General features: G+C 69.0%; 17 protein-coding genes. 14 read left to right on the top strand and 3 right to left on the bottom strand.

Annotated elements, in window-relative coordinates; genetic code table 11:
* Positions 1 to 10: 10 nt before the first annotated feature.
* From ACQZ13_RS16105 to ACQZ13_RS16090, 4 genes are all read left to right on the top strand, one after another.
* Positions 11 to 946 (top strand): AEC family transporter, encoded by a 936-nt coding sequence (locus ACQZ13_RS16105; protein WP_431046115.1) that lies wholly within the window; start codon positions 11 to 13, stop codon positions 944 to 946.
* A gap of 126 nt (positions 947 to 1,072) precedes the next feature.
* Positions 1,073 to 1,573, top strand: a complete 501-nt coding sequence (locus ACQZ13_RS16100; RefSeq protein WP_431046113.1) for a DUF6978 family protein — start codon at positions 1,073 to 1,075, stop codon at positions 1,571 to 1,573.
* A gap of 2 nt (positions 1,574 to 1,575) precedes the next feature.
* A complete protein-coding gene (locus ACQZ13_RS16095) occupies positions 1,576 to 2,346 on the top strand; it encodes a DUF1828 domain-containing protein (RefSeq protein WP_431046111.1) in 771 nt (256 codons plus the stop codon).
* Between the two features lie 145 nt (positions 2,347 to 2,491).
* On the top strand, positions 2,492 to 4,924 hold the full coding sequence (locus tag ACQZ13_RS16090; RefSeq protein ID WP_431046109.1) for a TonB-dependent receptor plug domain-containing protein: 2,433 nt from the start codon (positions 2,492 to 2,494) through the stop codon (positions 4,922 to 4,924).
* 34 nt (positions 4,925 to 4,958) lie between these two features.
* Here ACQZ13_RS16090 and ACQZ13_RS16085 read toward each other — a convergent pair whose 3' ends face one another.
* Together ACQZ13_RS16085 and ACQZ13_RS16080 are read right to left on the bottom strand one after the other, a co-directional pair.
* Entirely contained in the window at positions 4,959 to 5,699 is a 741-nt protein-coding gene (locus ACQZ13_RS16085) for a LuxR C-terminal-related transcriptional regulator (RefSeq protein ID WP_088404380.1), read from the bottom strand.
* A 160-nt stretch (positions 5,700 to 5,859) separates the two neighbouring features.
* Positions 5,860 to 6,837, bottom strand: a complete 978-nt coding sequence (locus tag ACQZ13_RS16080) for an NADPH:quinone oxidoreductase family protein (RefSeq protein ID WP_431046106.1) — start codon at positions 6,835 to 6,837, stop codon at positions 5,860 to 5,862.
* Positions 6,838 to 6,953: 116 nt separating this feature from the next.
* Between ACQZ13_RS16080 and surE the strand changes: the two genes are divergently transcribed.
* The 10 genes from surE (at position 6,954) to ACQZ13_RS16030 (ending at position 20,105) form a co-directional block, all read left to right on the top strand.
* The gene (surE, locus tag ACQZ13_RS16075) at positions 6,954 to 7,709 is read left to right on the top strand and encodes a 5'/3'-nucleotidase SurE (protein ID WP_431046105.1); all 756 of its coding nucleotides are present in this window, start codon (positions 6,954 to 6,956) and stop codon (positions 7,707 to 7,709) included.
* The gene (locus tag ACQZ13_RS16070; RefSeq protein ID WP_431046103.1) at positions 7,706 to 8,560 is read left to right on the top strand and encodes a protein-L-isoaspartate(D-aspartate) O-methyltransferase; all 855 of its coding nucleotides are present in this window, start codon (positions 7,706 to 7,708) and stop codon (positions 8,558 to 8,560) included. The genes surE and ACQZ13_RS16070 overlap by 4 nt, the downstream gene beginning before the upstream one ends.
* A 58-nt stretch (positions 8,561 to 8,618) precedes the next feature.
* Complete coding sequence (locus tag ACQZ13_RS16065; protein WP_088404376.1) at positions 8,619 to 9,497, top strand: peptidoglycan DD-metalloendopeptidase family protein; 879 nt, start codon at positions 8,619 to 8,621, stop codon at positions 9,495 to 9,497.
* A gap of 24 nt (positions 9,498 to 9,521) precedes the next feature.
* A complete protein-coding gene (rpoS, locus tag ACQZ13_RS16060; protein WP_431046100.1) occupies positions 9,522 to 10,751 on the top strand; it encodes an RNA polymerase sigma factor RpoS in 1,230 nt (409 codons plus the stop codon).
* Positions 10,752 to 10,798: 47 nt separating this feature from the next.
* Positions 10,799 to 12,271 (top strand): 23S rRNA (uracil(1939)-C(5))-methyltransferase RlmD, encoded by a 1,473-nt coding sequence (rlmD, locus tag ACQZ13_RS16055; protein WP_431046098.1) that lies wholly within the window; start codon positions 10,799 to 10,801, stop codon positions 12,269 to 12,271.
* A 100-nt stretch (positions 12,272 to 12,371) separates the two neighbouring features.
* Positions 12,372 to 13,481 carry a chorismate synthase gene (aroC, locus tag ACQZ13_RS16050; RefSeq protein ID WP_431046096.1) on the top strand — a complete coding sequence of 370 codons (1,110 nt, stop codon included), beginning with the start codon at positions 12,372 to 12,374 and terminating at the stop codon, positions 13,479 to 13,481.
* Between the two features lie 2 nt (positions 13,482 to 13,483).
* Complete coding sequence (locus tag ACQZ13_RS16045; protein ID WP_431046094.1) at positions 13,484 to 14,683, top strand: MFS transporter; 1,200 nt, start codon at positions 13,484 to 13,486, stop codon at positions 14,681 to 14,683.
* A gap of 168 nt (positions 14,684 to 14,851) precedes the next feature.
* Entirely contained in the window at positions 14,852 to 16,006 is a 1,155-nt protein-coding gene (locus ACQZ13_RS16040; RefSeq protein ID WP_431046092.1) for an efflux RND transporter periplasmic adaptor subunit, read from the top strand.
* 38 nt (positions 16,007 to 16,044) lie between these two features.
* Positions 16,045 to 19,299, top strand: a complete 3,255-nt coding sequence (locus tag ACQZ13_RS16035; RefSeq protein ID WP_431046090.1) for an efflux RND transporter permease subunit — start codon at positions 16,045 to 16,047, stop codon at positions 19,297 to 19,299.
* A 116-nt stretch (positions 19,300 to 19,415) separates the two neighbouring features.
* Complete coding sequence (locus ACQZ13_RS16030) at positions 19,416 to 20,105, top strand: hypothetical protein (RefSeq protein WP_431046088.1); 690 nt, start codon at positions 19,416 to 19,418, stop codon at positions 20,103 to 20,105.
* On the opposite strand, the gene ACQZ13_RS16025 is transcribed toward ACQZ13_RS16030, so the two are convergent.
* A complete protein-coding gene (locus ACQZ13_RS16025; protein WP_431046086.1) occupies positions 20,102 to 21,133 on the bottom strand; it encodes a LacI family DNA-binding transcriptional regulator in 1,032 nt (343 codons plus the stop codon). The two genes, ACQZ13_RS16030 and ACQZ13_RS16025, sit on opposite strands and share 4 nt — an antisense overlap.
* Positions 21,134 to 21,326 lie beyond the last annotated feature (193 nt).

The raw sequence follows: 21,326 nt of genomic DNA, 5'->3' as shown, positions 1-21,326 counted from the left end.
TGCGCCGTCCATGCTCGCGACGCTGACCATCCTCCTTCCGCTATTCGGCCTGATCGCCGCCGGGTACGGCGCGCGCAGGTTGTCGCTGCTCGACGGCCATGCGGCCAGCGTGCTCAACGCCTTCGTGGTGTGGCTGGCACTGCCGGCGCTGCTCTTCGACATCACCGCGCACAGCAGCTGGGCGGCGTTGTGGCAGCCCGGCTTCGTCGGTGCCTTCGGCCTGGCGACGGCAATGATCTTCGCGACTGTCTTCCTCGTGCGGTTGCGCGCCGGACGTCCGATGGCGGACGCGTCGGTCGAGGCCGTGGCGGCGTCCTACTCCAACACCGGCTACGTGGGCCTGCCGCTGTGCCTGCTCGTCTTCGGTCGCGGCAGCCAGGTCGAGGCGACGATCGCGACCTTGATCGTCGTGTGCGTGCTGTTCTCCGTCGCGATCGTGCTGATCGAGCTCGGCCTGCAAGGCGGCGAACGCAGCCGGGCCGGTCGGGTGGGCGCGGCGCTCTGGCGCTCGCTGAAGCATCCGCTGGTGCTGTCGCCGCTGCTCGGCGCGGCGTGGTCGGGGACAGGTGTTGCGCTGCCGGCCGTGGCGCACACCTTCCTGCAGCTGCTCGGCCAGGCGGCGACGCCGTGTGCCCTCGTGGCGCTGGGGGTGTTTCTCGCGGACTGCCCCGTGCGGCGCGCCGATCGCGGCACCGCGTGGGCGCTGGTGGCGGTGAAGCTGCTCGCGTTGCCGGGCCTGACGTGGTGGCTGGCGAATCACGTCTTCATGTTGCCGCCGCACAGCGCGGACGCCGCCGTGCTGCTCGCCGCGCTGCCCACCGGCACCGGGCCGTTCATGCTGGCCGAGTTCTACCGACGGGACGTCGGGGTGTCGTCGACCACCACGCTGGTGTCGACCGTGCTGTCGCTGGGGACGCTGGCGGTGGTGCTGACGCAGCTGCGATAACACGACTCCGACGACCTTCAGATCAACGGAGGGGCGCTGTTGTGTTCTTGCCGACTGGGTGAAATGGACCTTCTCCGGGGCTGCCTAGACTGGTCATCAATCTCAAGCGTGCTGAAGGTGGTGCACATGACGAAGTTGATGACTGACGAGTCGATCAAGGCATTGATCGAGATGCCCAAGACGGTTCGGAATCCGCGGGCTCGATGGATCGAGCAGAAGGGCTCGATTCGCAGGACTTTCGATGCGGAGAGCGCGGATGGCCGGTTCAAGTTCCGCGTCTACCAGCGACAGAACCTGGAGGAGCCTGAATCCTTCTCTTGCGGGTTGAGCCTCCTGGACCAGGACGGCGAAGAGGTCACGCTGGTACGTTGCAATGGCCCTTATCACCGCCATGGCAATCCGCTGGAGGGTGAACGCCTCGACTATCTCAGCCATGTCCATTTTGCGACCGAGCGATACATGGCGGACGGAAGGAAGGCAGAGCATTTCGCCATTCGCTGCGATGCATATGCTGACCTGTGCGGGGCCACGCGCCATCTGGTGCATCTTTGTGCCATCGCGAATCTTCCGATGACCGTCAAGATCGCTGGAGAGATGACGCAGGGTGTCTTTGACGTGGAGTACTGAACATGACTGCTGCAAATCTTCAAGAGCGGTTGTGCGAGTTGGTGTGTCAGGAGATGCAGCTCGTCGAGCGGCGAGGGCAGTGGATGGTCTCGCTTCCGTTCGAGGGCAGGGACGGCGATCACCTCGTGGCACATCTGACGCAGCAGGGCGATGGCTGGCGGATCAGTGACCGGGCCAACACGTTGATGCGCCTGAGCTACGAGAACGATCTGCCGAAGTTGCTGAGCGGGGCTCGCGGCAGGTTGTACGAGCAGGTCATGCGGGAGTCCGGAATCTCGGAGGACGATGGTGAACTGTTCATCATCGTGGGCGCCGACGATCTGGCGCGCGGACTGTTTCGCCTCGGGCGCGGGATGTCGCGGCTGGAAGATCTGGGACTGTGGAGTCGAGGTCGCGTCGAATCGACGTTCTACGACGACCTGAACTCGGTCTTGCGCAATGTGGTCGGGGGGGATCGTCTGATCCGGGACTACGTCGATCCGGATGTTCCAGGAGGCGACAACTACCCCGTCGACTTTTTCGTGCAAGGGATTCATGCGCCGCTGTACGTGTTCGGCGTGAAGGGGGCGGACAAGGCCCGCCTGACAACCATCACCCTTCAGCATCTGAAGGCACATGCGGGGAGTTTCGATTCGCTGGTGGTCGTCAACGACCTGGGAGACATCACCAAGCCGGACATCGAACGTCTGACGAAGGTGGCCAACGACATGGTGTTCGGGCTCGACGACACCGGCGCGATCCGAGAAAAGATCGATCACCGACTTCGGGCCTGAAGCCACGGTTGCGGGTTGAGCATCGTTGGAGAGCGAAGGCGATCACAGTCTTCGCATGAGCATGTGCGCGGAGCTTCGTTGGCCGGGCACGCCGACGCCCGCAGGCTATGGGGTTGTCGTGACTGATGAATCCCCGAAAGCCCCCATGTCTTCTCGCTTGTCCCTTCGCTCGCCCGCTCGTTCGTCCTTCCGTCCGCTGAACGCCGGAATCCCGCTGAGCGCCGTCGCGCTCGCCGCCATCGCCAGCCTCGCACCGGCCGTCCAGGCGCAGAGCCAGACCCAGACGTCGATCTCGACGTCCGCCGCGACCGCACCGTCCGACCAGCTTCAGCAGGTCGTGGTCACCGGCACCCGTCGCGTGAACCGCACGGTCGCGGAGTCCGAATCGCCGGTCGACGTGCTCAGCGTTGCCGACCTGCAACGCACCGGGACCTCCGAACTCGCGACGGCGCTGGGTCAACTGCTGCCGTCGTTGAACTTTCCGCGTCCCTCGCTGACCGACGCCTCCGACGCCGTGCGGCCCGCCCAGCTGCGCGGACTGTCGCCCGACCAGACCCTCGTGCTGATCGACGGCAAGCGCCGCCACACCACCGCCGTCGTCAACATCAACGGCACGCAGGGCCGCGGCTCCGCGCCGGTGGACCTGAACACCATCCCGTTCGCCGCGATCGAGCGCGTCGAGGTGCTGCGCGACGGCGCCGCCGCGCAGTACGGCTCCGATGCGATCGCCGGCGTGATCAACATCGTGCTGAAGAAGGGCGCCAAGGGCGGCAGCGTCAGCGCCGAGGTCGGTCAGACCGACTCGGGCGACGGCTTCCGCCACACCGAAGCGGCCAGCGCCGGCTTCTCGCTCGGCCAGGACGGGTGGATCCGGTTCGCGCTGGAGAACCGCCATCAGCAGCGCACCAACCGGGCCGACGTCGACACGCGCGATGCGGCGACGGAACCCCGGCTCGGTCAGGTCAACAACCGCCTCGGCGATCCGGACAGCCATCAGCAGTCCGCCGTGATCAACGCGGAGATCGCGCTCACCGGCAGCCTGCAGGCTTATGCCGTCGCCACGCTCAGCCACCGCGACACGGTCTCCGCCGCGTTCTGGCGGACTCGCGCGACCGCCGTCGCGAACAACGTCGCCGGGCTGTATCCCGAAGGCTTCCTGCCCTTGCAGGACAGCACCACGGTCGACACCGGCATCGTCGCCGGCGTGCGCGGCGAACTCGCCGGCTGGTCCTGGGACGCGAGCATCAACCATGGGCGCAACCGCTTCGACATCGATGTGGCGAACACGGCCAACTACTCGCTCGGCAATGCAAGCCCGACACGCTTCGACGCCGGCCGCCTGAGCAATCAGCAGACCGTGCTGAACCTGGACCTGTCGCACGAGGTCGATCTCGGCCTTGCCGCGCCATGGACGCTGGCCTTGGGCGCCGAAGCCCGTCGCGAGCGCTACGAGATCGACGCTGGCGAGCCCGCGTCCTATCAGGGCGGCGGCGCGTCCGGCTTCCCAGGCTTCCAGCCGAGCAACGCCGGCGCGCATTCGCGGCACGACGTCGCTGCCTATGCGAGCCTCGAAGGCCAGGTGACCAAGGCTTTCAGCGCCTCCGCCGCGCTGCGGGCCGAGCACTACAACGACTTCGGCAACGCGACCTCGGCGAAGCTGTCCGGCCGCTATGCGTGGTCGCCGGCCGTCGCACTGCGCGGCACCGTGTCCACCGGCTTCCGCGCGCCGTCGCTGGCGCAGCAGTACTTCGCCACCACCTCGACCAACCTCATCAACGGCGCGCTGGTCGATGCCGGCACCTTCCCGGTGGAGTCCGCCGCCGCGGCGGCGCTGGGTGCGAAGCCGCTCAAGGCGGAGAAGTCGCGCAACGTGAGCCTGGGCCTGCTGCTGCAGCCGCTGGCGCAGTGGCAGACGACGGTGGACGTCTACCAGATCGACATCGACGACCGCATCCTGCTGTCGGCCAACCTGACCTTGCCGGCCGCGCTGCGCAATCAGCTGGCGGCGCAGGGCGTGCTGGTCAGCGCCGGGCGCTACTTCACCAACGCGCTGGACACCCGCACGCGGGGCGTGGACGTCGTGAGCACCTGGCAGCAGGACTGGGGCGGCGCAGGGCGCGGCCAGTACACGGTGGCCTACAACCACAACAAGAACTCGATCCGGCATGTCGACGACAACCCGGCGATCCTGACCGCCAACGGCCTGGAACTGATCGACCGCGTCTCGCTGGCGCGCGCCACGATCGGGTCGCCGAAGGACAAGCTGGTGCTCGGCGCCGAGCATCGCTGGGGGCCGTGGATCGGACGCGTGGCGGCCAGCCGTTACGGCAGCTTCGTGATCCGCCAGTCCAACGCGGCCAACGACCAGACCTTCGGGCCGGCGTGGCTGCTCGATCTGTCGGCAGGGTGGGAGCAGGGCGCCTGGTCGCTCAGCGCCGGCATCGACAACGTCACCAACCGCTATCCCGATCGGGTGATCGCGGTGAACGCCGTCGGCGGGATCCTGGCCTACAACCAGTTCTCGCCGTTCGGCGCGAATGGCCGCCAGTACTACGCCAAGGCGCGGTATCAGTGGTGATCAGGCGGGGCGTGAGGGCCGGTGCCCTCCGCGGTCAAACCAGGCCTTGCTTGGAAGCCAGCACCGCGGCTTCCGCGCGGCTCGACACGTTGAGCTTCTTGTAGATGCTCTTGATATGGTCGTTGACGGTGAACCACTTGATGCCCATCAGGTTCGCGATCTCCTTGATCGTGAACCCCTTGCTGAGGTAGGTCAGCACCTCGTTCTCGCGCGGGGTCAGGCGTTCCCATTCGGGCACCGGATCCAGCGTGACGCCGCGGCTGCTGGGCGTGGCCGAGGAGGTCAGGCTGCCGAAGCCGGAGTTCAGCCCCATCGGGCCGGAATCGCCGGTCGACCCCGGACGGAAGTGCGACAGCAACCGGCGCGCGATCGCCGGCGAGAGCGGCGGCTGGCCGCGCACGATGCGCTGCAGCTCTTCCACCAGCACCTCGAAACGGTCTTCCTTGAGCAGGTAGCCGTCCGCGCCGCGTTGCAGCGCGGGGAAGAGGTGGTCGTCGTCCGAATACAGGGTGGTGACGATCTTGACCGCCGGCTTGCCGGCGAGCTCGCCCAGGAACTCCATCCCGTTGCCGTCCGGCAGCTCCAGGTCGATCAGGATCAGCTTGTAGCCCGTGGCGGGCGATTCGGCCTCCACCTTGGCCAGCTGGCGGCGTGCGCCTTCCAGGTCGCCGGCCTCGGTGATCTCCATGCCGTCGCTGAAGCTTTCGCGCACCACGCGGCACAGGAAGCTGCGGGCGACGGGGTTGTCTTCGACGATGAGAACTTTGACGGCCATGGTGTGGGGAGCGATAGCTGGCCGCATCCTAGCAGCGCCCCCCGGGCTTGCATGCCCCGTGAAACAGGGTGTCGGCGGACGCTACCTCCCCCGGTCGTCCCCAAGTCGTCCGACGGACTGTCCTCAGCGGAATGCCGGGGCGGCAGCAGCGGCAGGACGGTCAGCCGTTCACCACCACCAGCTTGCCCACCACCTGCCGCGAGGCCATGCGCGCGAACGCCCGCGGCAGTTCCTCCATCGGCAGCACCTGGTCGATGACCGGCCGGATCTTGCCGGCCGCGTACCACTGGGCCAGCGCCATCATCATCGCGGCGTTGCGCTTGGGTTCGCGCTTCGCGAACTCTCCCCAGAAGACGCCGACCAGCGACGCGCCCTTGAGCAGCGCCAGGTTCAGCGGCAGGGCCGGGATGCTGCCCTGGGCGAAGCCGACCACCAGGTAACGCCCGCGCCAGCCGATCGAGCGGAAGGCCGCCTCCGCCAGGTCGCCGCCCACCGGGTCGTAGATGACGTCCGGACCCTTGCCTTCGGTCAGGGCCTTGATCTCGTCGCGCAGGGAGCCGCTCGCGTAGTTGATCGTGGCATCGGCGCCGATCTCCCGGCAACGCGCACACTTCTCGTCCGACGAGGCGGCCGCGATCACCCGCGCGCCGGCCGCCTTGGCGATCTGGATCGCCGCCGTCCCGACGCCGCCCGCCGCGCCCAGGATCAGCACCGTCTCGCCGGCTTGCAGCGCGGCGCGGTCGATCAGCGCGTGGTGGCTGGTCGCATAGGTGCAGATGAAGGCGGCCGCGTCCTCGAACGGGAAGCCCGGCGGCAGCGGCAAGGCCAGCGCCGCCGGGACCAGCGCCTCGGTACCGAACCCGCCGGTGCCGGTGAACGCCGCCACCGCGTCGCCCGGCTTGAAGCCGGTCACGCCGTCGCCGACCGCCTCGACGATGCCGGCGAACTCGGTGCCCGGCACAAAGGGCAGCGGCGGCTTCATCTGGTACTTGTTCTGCACGATCAGCAGGTCGGGGAAGTTCAGGCTCGCCGCCTTGATCGCCACCTTCAGCTGGCCCGGGCCGGGCGTCGGGGAGGGCAGTTCCTTCCACTGCAGCGCCTCGACGCCGACCGGGTTCTCGCACAGCCATGCCTTCATGTCTCGTCTCCTGGTTCCATTGGATCCGGCCCCTGGCCGGGGTCGCCGGGCGCATGATAGGCAGCACGGGTGGACCCTCGCGTCGCCGGGGTGACGGCCTGCCTACAATGCCGCCCATGCGCATCCTCATCGCCAACGACGACGGCTACCTGGCCCCCGGACTCGCCGCCCTGGTCCGCGCCTGCGAAGGGCTAGGCACCGTGGAAGTCATCGCCCCCGAGCAGAACGCCAGCGGCACGTCCAACTCCCTCACGCTGCACCGGCCGCTGTCGGTCTACACCGCCTCCAACGGCTACCGCTATGTCAACGGCACGCCGTCGGACTGCGTCCACCTGGCCCTGACCGGGCTGCTGGACTACAAGCCCGACCTGGTGCTGTCCGGCATCAACAACGGCGCCAACATGGGCGACGACACCCTCTATTCGGGCACCGTCGCCGCCGCGACCGAGGGCTACCTCTTCGGCGTGCCCTCCATCGCCTTCTCGCAGGTCGAGAAGGGCTGGGGCCACCTGGACGCCGCCACGGCCGTGATGCGGACGCTGATCCAGGACGTCATCGCCGGCGGGCTCGACAAACCCTTCCTCCTGAGCGTCAACATCCCGAACCGCGCGGACGCCACGTCCTTGCCGCGTCGCATCACGCGCCTGGGCCGCCGGCATGCGAGCGAAGCCACCATCCAGCAGCGCAGCCCGCGCGGCGACATGATCTACTGGATCGGCCCCGCCGGCGCCGAGCGCGAAGCGGGCGAGGGCACCGACTTCCACGCGACCGCCAACGGCGCCGTGTCGGTCACGCCGCTGCAGGTCGACCTCACCGAACACGCCACGCTGGGCCACTGGCGCCAGCAACTGCAGACCGACGGCCGTCCATGACCTCCTTGCCGCCCCGGCCCAAGCGTTTTCCGCTGTCGCTGGACAAGCTCGGATCGACCCGGCCGGGCGCACCGAGCGTGGCCGCTGCGGCTGCGGCCGCCGAGGCGCGCGAGCCGCTCAAGCCGCAAGGCCACTGGCAGCAGGCCGCCGCCATCAAGGCGCGGCAGACCACGCCGATCGGGCTGGGCCTCGATTCGGCGGGCGTGCGTCAACGCATGGTGGAGCGGCTGCGCCGCGAAGGCCTGTCCGACGAGCGCGTGCTGCAGGCGCTGGCCACCGTGCAGCGCCATCATTTCGTCGACTCCGCGCTCGCCACGCAGGCGTACGAGGACACCAGCCTGCCGATCGGCCACGGGCAGACGATCTCCAAGCCCTCCGTCGTCGGCCGGATGATGGCGCTGATGCTCGACGCCCCCGGCGCGCGCCAGCGCGGCCATCTGGGCAAGGTGCTCGAGATCGGCACCGGCTGCGGTTACCAGGCCGCGCTGCTGATGCAGCTGGCCAAACAGGTGGTGTCGGTCGAACGGCTCAAGCCGCTGCACGACAAGGCGCGCGCCAATCTCGTGGGCCATCACCAGATCCGGCTCGTCTACGGCGACGGCATGCTCGGCCACCGGCCCTCGGCGCCCTACGACAGCATCATCTCCGCCGCCGGCGGCGACGACATCCCGCAGGCCTGGCTGGACCAGCTCGCGCCCGGCGGCCGGCTGGTCGCGCCCATGACCGCGCCCAGCGGCCGGGGGCAAGTCCTGGTCCTGATCGATCATGTCCGCGACGCCGCGGGCTCGCGTTTCCTGCGCAGCCTGCATGAGGCCGTCCTGTTCGTGCCCCTAAAATCAGGGGTCCTGTAGCGCGCCGGCCTCCCGTTTGCCTCCCCGCGCTTCGGCTTTCCATATGACAACTTCGCGCATGCAACCACTCTTCCGTTCCCCGCTGCTCTGGGTCACCGCGGCGGTGCTCGCGCTCTCCGGCTGCCAGAACACCCCGCACCGCGCACCGGTGGAGGATCGCCCCGTGGGCAAGGCCGCCTCGCCGGCCATCCCCGGCACGGCCATCACGCCGGCCCCGGAATCGAAACCGCTGCCCGGCGCCGAGAACGCCGGCAAGCCCGGCTACTACACCGTCAAGCCCGGCGACACGCTGATCCGCATCGCCATGGACAACGGCCAGGGCTGGAAGGACGTGGCCCGCTGGAACGGCATGGACAACCCCAACCTGATCGAGGTGGGTCAGGTCTTGCGCGTGGTGCCGCCGGGCCTCGACCCGACCGCGGCGACCACCAGACCGCTGACGACGTCGAAGGTGGAGACGCGTCCGCTGGATGGCAAGTCCCCGGCTCCGGCGACGACGACCGCCGCGGCGTCCGCGCCCGCCAGCGGTGTCACGGCGCCCAGCGCGCCCGCCGTCACCAAGGACGACGACGACATCATCTGGGGCTGGCCCGCCTCCGGCGCCGTGGCCGCCGGCTTCGACGAGGTCCGCAACAAGGGCATGGCCTTCTCCGGCAAGGCCGGCGATCCGGTCTTCGCCGCCGCCGATGGCCGCGTGATGTATGCGGGCGCGGGGTTGCGCGGATACGGCAACATGATCATCATCAAGCACAGCACGAACTATCTGACGGCCTACGCGCATAACCAGACCCTGCTGGTCAAGGAAGACCAGGTGGTGCGCAAGGGCCAGAAGATCGCCGAGATGGGTTCCAGCGACGCGGATTCGGTGAAGCTGCACTTCGAAGTGCGCAAGCAAGGCAAGCCGATCGATCCGTCCAAGTTGTTGCCCGCGCGCTAGAGGCGCTCAAGGAGGCGCCGCAACATGACCTTGCATCGCGCCTCTTCGACTGACGGACTTCTGCCTGACGGCCTGGATCGACCCGTTCATCCCGGCCGCTTCAAGCTGCCGCCCGAGCTGGCCGCCGATGGCCACGATGCGGGAGATGGTGCCGGGCGGGATGCCGCGGGCCATGACGACGGCCATGAGGGGCATGACGGCAACGGCCACCATGACGGTCACCACGACGGCCATGACCACGACGGCGAACGCGAGCCCGCATCGCGTGACGACGCCGACGCGTCCGGTCCGGTCGAGGCCGCCACCGACGATGACGACGACGTCCGCGTGCTGCGCGGCGTCGAGTCCGAGGACGGCAAGAAGGCCAAGGCGGGCAAGGGCGATCTCGGCCCCGCCGACGGCGACGCCACCAACGCGCTGCAGGCCTACCTGCGCGACATCCGGCGCACGCCGCTGCTGACCCCGCAGGAAGAGTACGACACCGCCGTGAAGGCGCGTGCCGGCGACTTCGAGGCGCGCCAGGCGATGATCGAGCACAACCTGCGCCTGGTCGTCAGCATCGCCAAGAACTACCTGGGCCGCGGCCTGCCGATGAGCGATCTCATCGAGGAAGGCAACCTCGGCCTGATGCATGCGATCGGCAAGTTCGAGCCCGAACGCGGCTTCCGTTTCTCGACCTACGCCAGCTGGTGGATCCGCCAGGCGGTGGAACGCGCGCTGATGCATCAGGCGCGCCTGGTCCGGCTGCCGGTGCACATCGTGCGCGAACTCAATCAGGTGCTGAAGGCACGTCGCGCGCTGGAGTCGCTGGCGGCGCAACAGGGCGGCGAAGGCGGCGTGCGCGCCGAGGACGTGGCGCAGGCGCTCGGCCGGCCGGTCCAGGAGGTCGCCGAGCTGCTGGCCTACGCGGAGCTGCCGAGCTCGCTGGATTCGCCGGTCGACCGCAACGGCGAAGGCGGCGAGTCCATGCTGGACCTGGTCGCGGACGAGCAGGCGGTCGATCCGGCGGGACATCGCCTCAGCCATGAACTCGAGGACCTGCTCAAGGGCGGACTGGCCTCGCTCAGCGACCGCGAGCGCGAAGTGCTCGCCGGTCGCTACGGCCTCGCGGACCGCGAGCCCGAGACGCTCGACATCCTCGCCGTGCGGCTCAGCCTCACGCGCGAACGCATCCGGCAGATCCAGATCGAGGCCCTGGCCAAGCTCAAGCGCAACATGATGCGGCAGGGCATCAGCCGGGATTCGATCTTCTGAGGCGGTCCTCCCGACCCGCGTGCGGGGCGCTGGGATAATGCGCCCCCATGACTGATGTATCGGAATGGCTGAAGGTCGACTCGCTGGACCTTGAAGCGCAGGGCGTCGCCCACAACAGCGAAGGCAAGGTGGTGTTCATCGAGGGCGCCTTGCCCGGCGAGGAAGTCCAGGTCACCGTAGGCCGCAAGAAGAACAAGTGGGAGCAGGCCGTGATGGTCGCGATGCGTCGCGAGAGCTCGCAGCGCGTGCGCCCGGTCTGCCCGCATTTCGGCCTGCACCCGGGCGCCTGCGGCGGCTGCAAGATGCAGCATCTGCATCCGGGCGCCCAGGTCGCCGTCAAGCAGCGCGTGCTCGAGGACAACCTCTGGCACCTCGGCAAGGTCAGGACCGAGGCGCTGCTGCGCCCGATCGAGGGCCCGGCCACCGGCTACCGCTATCGCGCGCGCCTGTCGGTGCGTTACGTGCCGAAGAAGGGCCACGTGCTGGTCGGCTTCCATGAACGCAAGAGCCGCTACATCGCCGACATGCAGGTCTGCAAGGTGCTGCCCGAGAAGGTCAGCGCGATGCTGATGCCGATGCGCGAACTGGTCGGCGCGATGGACGCGCGCGACCGGCTGCCGCAGATCGAGCTGGCCATCGGCGACACGGACGGCACGCAGGTCATCGCGCTGGTGCTGCGCCACCTGGAGCCGCTGAGCCCGGGCGACATCGCCAGGCTGCGCGCCTTCGCGGCCGAGCACGGCGTGCAATGGTGGCTGCAGCCCAAGGGGCCGGACACGGTGCACCTGCTCGACCAGGACGGGCCCGAGCTGGCCTACACGCTGCCGGAGTTCGGCGTGGTGATGCCGTTCAAGCCGACCGACTTCACGCAGGTCAACCACCACATCAACACGGTGCTGGTCGGCCGCGCGCTACGGCTGCTGGGCGTGCAGAAGGAGGAGCGTGTCATCGACTGGTTCTGCGGCCTGGGCAACTTCACGCTGCCGCTGGCCACGCAGGCGCGCGAGGTGCTGGGCATCGAGGGCAGCGAGGCGCTGGTGCAGCGCTCGCGCGAGAACGCGAAGCGCAACCGCCTGGACCACAAGGCGAGCTTCGTCGCCCGCAACCTGTTCGAGATGACGCCGCAGCTGCTGGCCGCCGACGGCGTGTCCGACCGCTGGCTGATCGATCCGCCGCGCGAAGGCGCATTCGCGCTGGTGAAGGCGCTGGCCGACCTGATCAAGGCTCCGTCGCTGGCGCCGGGCTGGACGCCGCCGGAACGCATCGTCTACGTGTCGTGCGCACCGTCGACGCTGGCGCGCGATGCGGGACTGCTGGTGCACGTGGCCGGCTACCGCTGCACGAAGGCCGGCGCGGTCAACATGTTCCCGCACACGGCCCACGTCGAATCGATCGCGGTGTTCGAGCGCGATCCCGAGGCGCAGGCGCGCATCGCGCGGGGCGAGGTCGTCACGCCGGTCGTCATTGATGAGGCCGCCGTCGACACATCGTCGTCCCCGAGCGCTGAGTTGTCCGATTGATGAGCTCGTGAGCGCGATGTCGGGCGCATGACGGGTCGCGAGGGCAGGGGCCGCTCGTAGAATCGACGGCTTCGGTTTCTCGCCTCGGCAGGTCCTCCAGATGTCCGGCAGCACTTTCGGCAGCTTGTTTCGCGTCACCAACTTCGGCGAGAGCCACGGTCCGGCCATCGGCTGCGTGATCGACGGCTGCCCGCCGGGGCTGGCGCTGTCGGCGGCGGACATCCAGCCCGAGTTGGACCGTCGCCGTCCCGGTACCTCGCGTCACGTGACGCAGCGCCAGGAGCCCGACCAGGTCGAGATCCTGTCCGGCGTCTACGAGGGCCTGACCACCGGCACGCCGATCTGCCTGCTGATCCGCAACGTGGACCAGCGCAGCAAGGACTACGGCAACATCCTCGACACCTTCCGTCCCGGCCATGCCGACTACACCTACTGGCGCAAGTACGGCCTGCGCGACCCGCGCGGCGGCGGGCGCTCGTCGGCGCGCCTGACGGCGCCGATGGTGGCGGCCGGCGCGGTGGCGCGCAAATGGCTGCAGGAGGAACTGGGCATCGGTTTCCGCGGCTGCATGACGGCGCTCGGCGAGATCGACCTTGCCTTCGAGGGCTGGGAGCACGTCGGCCAGAACCCGTTCTTCGCCGCCAACGTCTCGCAGATCCAGGCGCTGGAAGACTACATGGACGCGCTGCGCAAGGACGGGGACTCCGTCGGCGCGCGGCTGATGGTCGAGGCCACCGGCATGCCGGCCGGCCTGGGTCAACCGCTGTTCGACAAGCTCGACGCCGACATCGCCTACGCGATGATGGGCATCAACGCGGTCAAGGGCGTGGAGATCGGCGCGGGCTTCGAGAGCGTGCGCCAGCGCGGCAGCCAGCATGGCGACGAGCTGACGCCGCAGGGCTTCGCCAGCAACAACGCCGGCGGCGTGCTGGGCGGCATCTCCAGCGGCCAGGACCTGCGCGTCTCGATCGCGATCAAGCCGACCAGCTCGATCAGGACGCCCAAGGCGTCGATCAACCGCGCCGGCGAGCCGACGACGGTGGAGACCTTCGGCCGCCACGATCCCTGCGTCGGCATCCGCGCAACGCCGATCGCCGAGGCGATGCTGGCGCTGGTGGTCATGGACCATGTGCTGATGGACCGCGCGCAGTGCGGGGATGTCGAGCTCCCGATTCCCGCGATCGCGGGTCAACGCCCGACGGGTGACTGACGGTGGCTGACAGCCGCCGCGTGCTGCGCGCCAGCGCGCTGCTTGGCTGCGCCTACTACGGCAGCATCGGGCTGTTCAACCCGTTCGCGCCGCTCTGGTACAAGTCCCTGGGCCTGCCGGTCGTCGCGATCGGGCTGCTGGTGTCGATGCAGAGCTGGACGCGGCTGTTCGCGCCCTACCTCTGGGGCCTGGTGGCCGATCGCAGCGGACGACGCGTGGAGCTGATCCGCGCCGCGGCGCTGGCCTGCTGGGTCAGCGCGCTCGGGCTGCTGCTCGTGCCGGCCACCTCCACCTCGGGCGCGGCGCCGGTCATCGGACTGACGCTGGTCGTTTTCCTGATGTACTTCTTCAACGCCTGCGTGACGCCGCTCAACGAGGCCTTGATCGCGCATGAGCTCGCGGCCAGCGGCGGCATGGATCCGAAGCGCTACGGACGCGTCCGGCTGTGGGGCTCGGTGGGTTTCCTGGCGACCGTCGTCGGCGGCGGCTGGTGGTTCGACTGGGCGGGGATGTCGGTGTTCCCGTGGACCATCGTGGTCGGACTGACGACGCTGGTCATCGCCGCCTGGCGTCTGCCCAGGCGCGCGGCCATCCAGCACGACGCGGCCGAGCCGGTGTCCATCGCCGACACGCTGCGCCGGCCCGAGGTCGGCTGGTTCTTCCTCGGCATGTTCTTCACGGTGCTCGCGCACACGGCGATCTACGCGTTCTACAGCCTCTACCTGGACCGGCTCGGTTATGGCAAGGGGCAGGTGGGGGCGCTGTGGGCGGTGTCGGTGGCGACGGAGATCTGCTGGTTCGCGCTCCAGGGGCGCTGGGTGCGGCAACACCACCTGCACCACTGGCTGGTCGCCGCCGCGTTGCTGGCGGCGCTGCGCATGGCCGGTACCGCCTGGCTGGGCGCCAGCCTCGCCGCGATGGTGCTCCTGCAGTGCTGCCATGCCGTCACCTTCGCGGCGCAGCACACGGCCTGCATCGGCCTGATCGGCCGCTACTTCCCCGGCCGCCTGCAAGGGCGGGGGCAGGCGCTCTACGCGGTGCTGGGCTACGGCGTGTCGGGCGTGCTCGGCAGCCTGGGCGGCGCCTGGTTGGCCGAAAGTCATGGGTACGCCGCCTGCTTCTGGGCCGGTGCCGTGTTCGCGCTCATCGGCGCCTGGAGCCATTGGCGGTGCGCGAAGCGGGATCCCTTGCACGCAATCTGATGCGGGCCCTGGGAAGGGCGCCAATTTCAGTCCCGGAGAAAAGCAGGCCATGACGCGCAATCTGCAATTCGTCGCGTCCGGCCTTCGCATCAATTTGGGGATTCCTACACTCCGCCGCATTCAAGGATCATCGATTGGGTGATCCCGTGTCGACGGATGGGGGAGATCATGCGCAAGCAATGGTGGTTGGGTGGTGTGGCGGTAGCGGTCCTCGCGGGCGGCGCCGGCGTGTATGCCACGAGCGGGAGCAGCGCTCCCGCCGCGAAGAAGGACGAGGCCAAACCCGCCCTGGAATTCCAGGCCGGCGAGATCGTCAGGCCGGTCATGGCGCCCATGCCCGGCGTCATCGAGTTCTCCGGCCCGCTGGTCGCGCCCAACACCGTGATCGTCCGCGCCAAGGCCTCGGGCAGCCTGGACCGCCTGGCGGTCGCCGAAGGCAGCCGCGTGAGCGCCGGCCAGTCGCTGGGTCAGCTGGACCTGGAGGAACTGCGCCACAAGGTCGCCGAGCGCAACGCCAGCGTCGAGGCCATGCAGGCCATGTACGAACAGTCCGAGCGCCAGTACAAGGCCAACCAGGGCCTGGCGGCGCAGAACTTCATCGCGCCGACGGCGCTCGACAACTCCCGCGCCCAGCTCGAATCGGCCAAGGGCCAGATGCTGTCGGCCAAGGCGCAGCTGGGCACGAGTGAAGTGCTGCTGCGACAGGCCGCGCTGGTGTCGCCGATCAACGGCATCGTCGCCAAGCGGCACACGCTGCCCGGCGAGAAGGTGGCCGCCGAGCAGCCGGTGCTGACCATCGTCGACCTGTCCAAGCTGGAACTCGCAGGCCTGGTCGGCATGCACGAGGTCAGCAAGCTGTCGCCCGGCATGACGGTGCAGCTCCGCATCGAAGGCTTCGACGAGCCGGTGACGGCCCGCATTGCGCGCATCTCGCCGGCCGCCGAGCCCGGCACCCGCTCGATCGGCGTCACGCTGTCGCTGGACAACCCCGGCGAGCGCTTCCGCGCCGGCCAGTACGCGGTCGCCCGCGTCGAACTGGCCGACGACAAGCCGCGCCTGACGGTGCCGGTGACCGCGATCGGCGCCGTGTCCGGCCAGGAACACGTCTGGCTGATCGAGAAGGGCACCCTGGTGCGCCGCATCGTCACCACCGGCCGCCGCGACCCGCGTGAGGGCCGCGTCGAGATCCTCGCCGGCGTGACGCCGCAGTCGCAGGTGCTGGGCGCGCGATTCGACAACCTCAAGGAGGGCGAGCGCGCCGAGATCCGCGCGCCGAAGGCCAGCGTGGCCAGCGCCGCCGCGAGCGGCAGCGCCGCCCAGTAAGCACAACAACAAGAACAACTTCTGCCGAGGAGCTTCCCATGTGGATGACCCGCGTCTCGATCCGCAACCCCGTCTTCGCCACCATGGTCATGGTCGCGCTGTGCGTGCTGGGGCTGGTCGCCTATTCCAAGCTGGGCGTCGAGCAGTCGCCCGACATCACCTTCCCCGGCGCGCAGATCGACATCCAGTACCCGGGCGCCTCGCCCGAGGCCGTCGAGCGCGAAGTGGCCAAGCCGCTTGAAGAAGCGCTCAACACCATCGCCGGCGTGGAGCGCGTGCAGTCGCGCAGCTTCGAAGGCCGGGTGCAGACCTCGGTCGAGTTCTCGCTGAGCGCCGACATGAACCGCGGCATGCAGGAGATCCGCGACCGCGTCGCGATCGCGCAGGCGCAGTTCCCGCGCGAGGTGAAGCCGCCCATGGTGCAGCGCTTCCAGGGCGAGAACGCGCAGCCCATCATCGTGGCCGCGCTGATGAGCTCCAACCGCACGCTGCGCGAGCTGTCGATGCTGGCCGACCTGAACGTCTCCAAGCGCCTGGGCCGCGTCGAGGGCGTGGCCAAGGTGGACGTCGGCGGCATGGCCGTGCGCGAGGTCCGCATCGACCTGGACCCGACCCGCCTGCGCGCCTACAACATCACCCCGGCGGAGATCTCCACCGCGCTGAACGCGGCCAACACGGACGCGCCGGTGGGCCTGATCTCCAACCGCTTCGACGACGCGATGCTGCGCGTCGAGGGCAAGGTCAAGGATCCCAAGCAGTTCGTGAACGTCGTCGTCGCGCGCCGCGGCGACCTGGCGCTGACGCTCGGAGATCTGGGCACTTTGAGCGAGCGAGAACGCGAGCTCGACTCCATCGCCCGCATCAACGGCCAGCCGGCCGTGACCTTCAACATCTTCAAGCAGCAGGACGCCAACATCGTCCAGACCGGCGAGGCGGTGAAGGCCGCCGTCGAGGAACTGCGCAAGTCGCTGCCCAAGGACATGGAGCTGCGCCTGGTCTACGTCAACAGCGACTTCGTGAAGCATTCGCTGGACGGCCTGCGCCACACGCTGATCGAAGGCGCGCTGCTGACGATCGCCATCGTGTTCCTGTTCCTGCACAGCTGGCGCTCGACCATCATCACCGGGCTGACGCTGCCGATCTCGGTGATCTCCAGCTTCATCGCGATCTACGCCTTCGGCTTCACGCTGAACTTCATGACGATGATGGCGCTGAGCCTGTGCATCGGGCTGCTGATCGACGATGCCATCGTCGTGCGCGAGAACATCGTGCGCCATGTCGGCATGGGCAAGGGCCACCGCAGCGCGGCCGAGGACGGCACCAACGAGATCGGCCTGGCCGTCATGGCCACGACCTTCGCGATCTGCGCCGTGTTCGTGCCCGTCGCCTTCATGGGCGGCATCGTCGGCAAGTTCTTCTATCCCTTCGGCATCACCGTCGCGGTGGCGGTGCTGGTGTCGCTGTTCGTCAGCTTCACGCTCGACCCGATGCTGTCGTCGGTGTGGCCCGATCCGCCCAGCACCTACGTCAAGAAGGTGCCCGTGATCGGCCACCTGATCCGCGCGACAGACGCCGGCATGGACGTGCTCCACACCGTCTACGAGAAGACGCTGCGCTGGGTGTTCTCGCCGCGTCGCTTCCGGATCCCGCTGCCGGCCTTCGGTCGCCCGTTCGGGGCCGACACGCAGCGCCTGAAGGACCAGCCGCGCCGACTGCGCCTGGCGACGATCACGCCGCGCGGCATCGTCGCATGGTCGGGCGTCGGCAGCTTCGTGCTGGCGATCCTGCTGGTGCCGGCGGTGGGCAGCGAGTTCCAGCCGCAGATCGACCAGGGCTTCACCCATCTGACGCTGCGCATGCCGGTGGCCACGAGTCTGGAACGCGGCGAGGCCAAGGTGCGGCAGGTCGAGGAGATCCTCGCCACCTTCCCGGAGATCAAGACCGTCGCGACCGTCGTGGGCAGCAGCGGCGAAGGGCTGGCGACCGGCCGCAACCAGGCCAACCTGGACATCGCGCTGGTCGACCGCAAGCTGCGCAAGCGCACCCAGACGCAGGTCGAGGACGCGATCCGCGCCGAGATCGCGCGCATCCCCGGCGTCGAGGTCAGCGTGGGCTTCAACCGGCCGGTGTGGGTGACCATCCTCGGCTCCGATCCGGAAGTGCTGACGCAGGTCGCCAAGGACTTCGCCGAGAAGGTCAAGAAGATCAAGGGCGCCGTGGACGTCGACACCACCGTCAAGCCCGGCCTGCCGGCCTTCGCGGTCAAGCTGCGCGACAACGCGGTGCGCGAGCTCGGGCTGAACGCGGTGCAGGTGGCCTCGTCGCTGCGCGCCTACGTCAACGGCGACATCGCGACCTACTGGACCACGCCCGACGGCAACCAGGTCGAGGTGCTGCTGCGCCTGCCCAAGGCGCAGCGCCAGAGCATCGAGCAGATGCGCAACCTGCCGGTGGCCTTCGCCAAGGACGGCTCGCCGATCTCGCTGGAGCAGGTGGCCACCATCGAGCCGGTGTTCAACCCCGAGGTGATCCGCCGCCAGAACCTGCAGCGCCGCGAGGCGGTGTACGCCGGCGTGCAGGGCCGCCCGGGCGGCGACGTCAACGCCGACGTGCAGAAGCTGATCAAGGAGACGCAGCTGCCCCCGGGCATCAGCTTCATGGTCGACGGCGACGGCAAGCAGCAGGCGGAAGCCTTCAACGGCCTCATGATTGCGATGGGCCTGGCGCTGATCTTCATCTACATCGTGCTGGCCAGCCAGTTCGGCAGCTTCGTGCAGCCGATCGCGATCATGGCTTCGCTGCCGCTGGCCTTGATCGGCGTCATGGTCGCGCTGCTGCTGTGGAAGACGACGCTGAACATCTTCTCGATGATCGGCCTGGTGATGCTGATGGGCCTGGTGACCAAGAACGCCATCCTGCTGGTCGACTTCACCAACCACCTGCGCAAGGACCAGAGCCTGTCCGTGCCCGAGGCGCTGCTGCAGGCCGGCCTGATCCGGATGCGCCCGATCATCATGACGACGGCGGCGATGGTGTTCGGCATGCTGCCGATGGCCATCGCGCTCAACGAGGGCGGCGAGATCCAGGCGCCCATGGGCCGCGCGATCATCGGCGGCGTGATCACCTCGACCATCCTGACGCTGGTGGTGGTGCCGGTGATCTATTCGTACCTCGTGCGCGGCCGCAAGGTGTTCTCGACGGCCGATGCCGCCGCGACGCCGGGCGACTCGGAACCGGGGCACGATCGACCGGTTGTGATGCCTGTCACGCCCACCCCTGGAATCGCGGATTGAGACTGCAACAATAAGTAGTGCGGCGTAACTGGATGACTTGTTGAGGCGATGGGCCTCTTCGGGGCGGGCGGGCAGATTAGCGGCATCGTTTTCAACGCGCTCTGCCGCTCACTCCCGTGTCCATGCCGCCGCCCAATCCGCCGATCCCGCTGCTGCACCGCCAGGCGCTGAAGCGGGCATTCCCCGCCAGCGTCGCGGTTCGCAGCGCGTCCGTTCCCGCCTCGCGCGTCGTCGTGCCGGCCGCCAACGATGCCGATTTCAAGGCGGGCGACCAGGACCACGCCGTCCTGCGGTGGCGGGACCTCCATCTCGCGCCGACGCCGCTGTTCTTTGCAGTGCTCGCCTGCGCGATGCCGCTGCTGATGCTGGGCGCCGCGATCCATTCGCCGGTCGCCTTCGTCACCGGCGCGCTGCTGCTGGCCGCCGCGCTCGGCTGCCTGTGGCACGGGATCCAGACGCTGCGTGGGCTGCGGCTGCGTTGCGGCTCGCCGCTGCCGTGCTTTCCCGGCGACCAGGTGATGGTGGCCCTTGAAGTGGCGAATCCCGCCGGTCGCCCGCGCTGGGACGTCGCCGTGACCTTGGGGATGACGAAGCCGCCGGGCGTCAACGGCTGGATCGATCTCGCGCCGCGCTCCCGCCAGCAGGTGATGATGCCGCTGGTCGCGGCCGGGCGGGGCCGGCAGCCGCTGCCGCTGATCCGGCTGGAGACGCAGCATCCCTTCGGCCTGGTCGGCGTCAGCGCGTTCTGGGCGCCTCGCAGCAGCCTGCTGGTCGTCGAACGACCGGCGCTGTCCGCCGGCGCCTAACAGCTCTCCCGCAGCACCAGCTCGAAGCCCAGGTCCATGCAGGCCTCGGGCACTGCCTCGTGGCGCATCAGCGCGACCAGCATCCGCGCCGCCTCCAGGCCGATCTCCCGTCTGGGCGTGCGCACGGTGCTCAGCGGCGGCAGCATCTGGTCGCCGCCGGTCAGGTCGTTGAAGCCGACGACGGCCACCCGCTCCGGCACCTTCACGCCCTGGCGCAGCGCCTGCAACAGCGCGCCTTGCGCCAGGTCGTCGTTGTTGAAGAAGATCGCATCCACCTCGGGCGCCTCGCGCAGCACGCGTTCGAACATCACCGCGCCCAGTGCCAGCGACGACGGCGCGGCATCCATGAACTCCAGCGCCGGATCGTGCGCGGCGCCCAGCGCGGCGCGATAGCCTTCGGCCCGCTGCAGGGTGCGCGGATCCAGTTGCGCCGCGGCGAACGCGATCCGTCGGTAGCCGCGCCGGACCAGCTCGGCGGTCATCGCATGGCCGGCCGCCTGCTGCGAGAAACCGACCGAATGCAGACCGCTGTCGGTGTCACCGCCGCGGTTCTCCATCACATGGACGCAAGGCACGCCGCTGCCCTGGAGGAGGGCGCGCGACGCGTCGGTGCGATCGAAGCCCGTGACCAGCAGGCCCGCTGGCCGGTTCATGAGGTAGGTGCGCAGCAGCGCCTCTTCCTCTTCGGGGTCGTAGTGCGTGACGCCGATGAGGCTCTGGTAGCCGGCGGCCAGAAGCGTGCGCTGGGCCGCATCGAGCAGATCCACGAACAGCGCGTTCGACAGCAGCGGGATCAGCACCACGACCTGGTTGCTGCGTGCCGAGGCCAGCGCACGCGCGGCCGGATCCGGCACGTAGCCCAGTTGCGCGACGGCGGCGGTGACGCGCTCGACCAGTTCCGCGGCCACGCTGCGCTCGCCGCGAAGCGCGCGGGACGCAGTGATCGGGCTGACGCCGGCGGCGGCGGCCACGTCCTGCAGCGTGGCTCGGCCGGTGGCGCGACGGCGTTTGGAGGAGGGCGCGTTCATGGGTGGGAGGATAGCGCTGTCCTCCTGCGAAAGAAGCCGGGACGGACCCCAGGACCGTGCGTGCGAGCCTCACGAAACCCCGCGTAATCCCTGATTTGGTGCCTGCGCGCACCACCTAAGATAGCGCTATCCCGTCTGCTTTCCTGTGCGACGAGGACTCGACGGCGACCCCGGAACCCTCCGCTCGCCGTCT

Source organism: Roseateles sp. L2-2, assembly GCF_050613215.1.
GTDB lineage: Bacteria > Pseudomonadota > Gammaproteobacteria > Burkholderiales > Burkholderiaceae_C > Roseateles > Roseateles noduli.
This window is presented reverse-complemented; position numbering and strand designations above follow the sequence as displayed.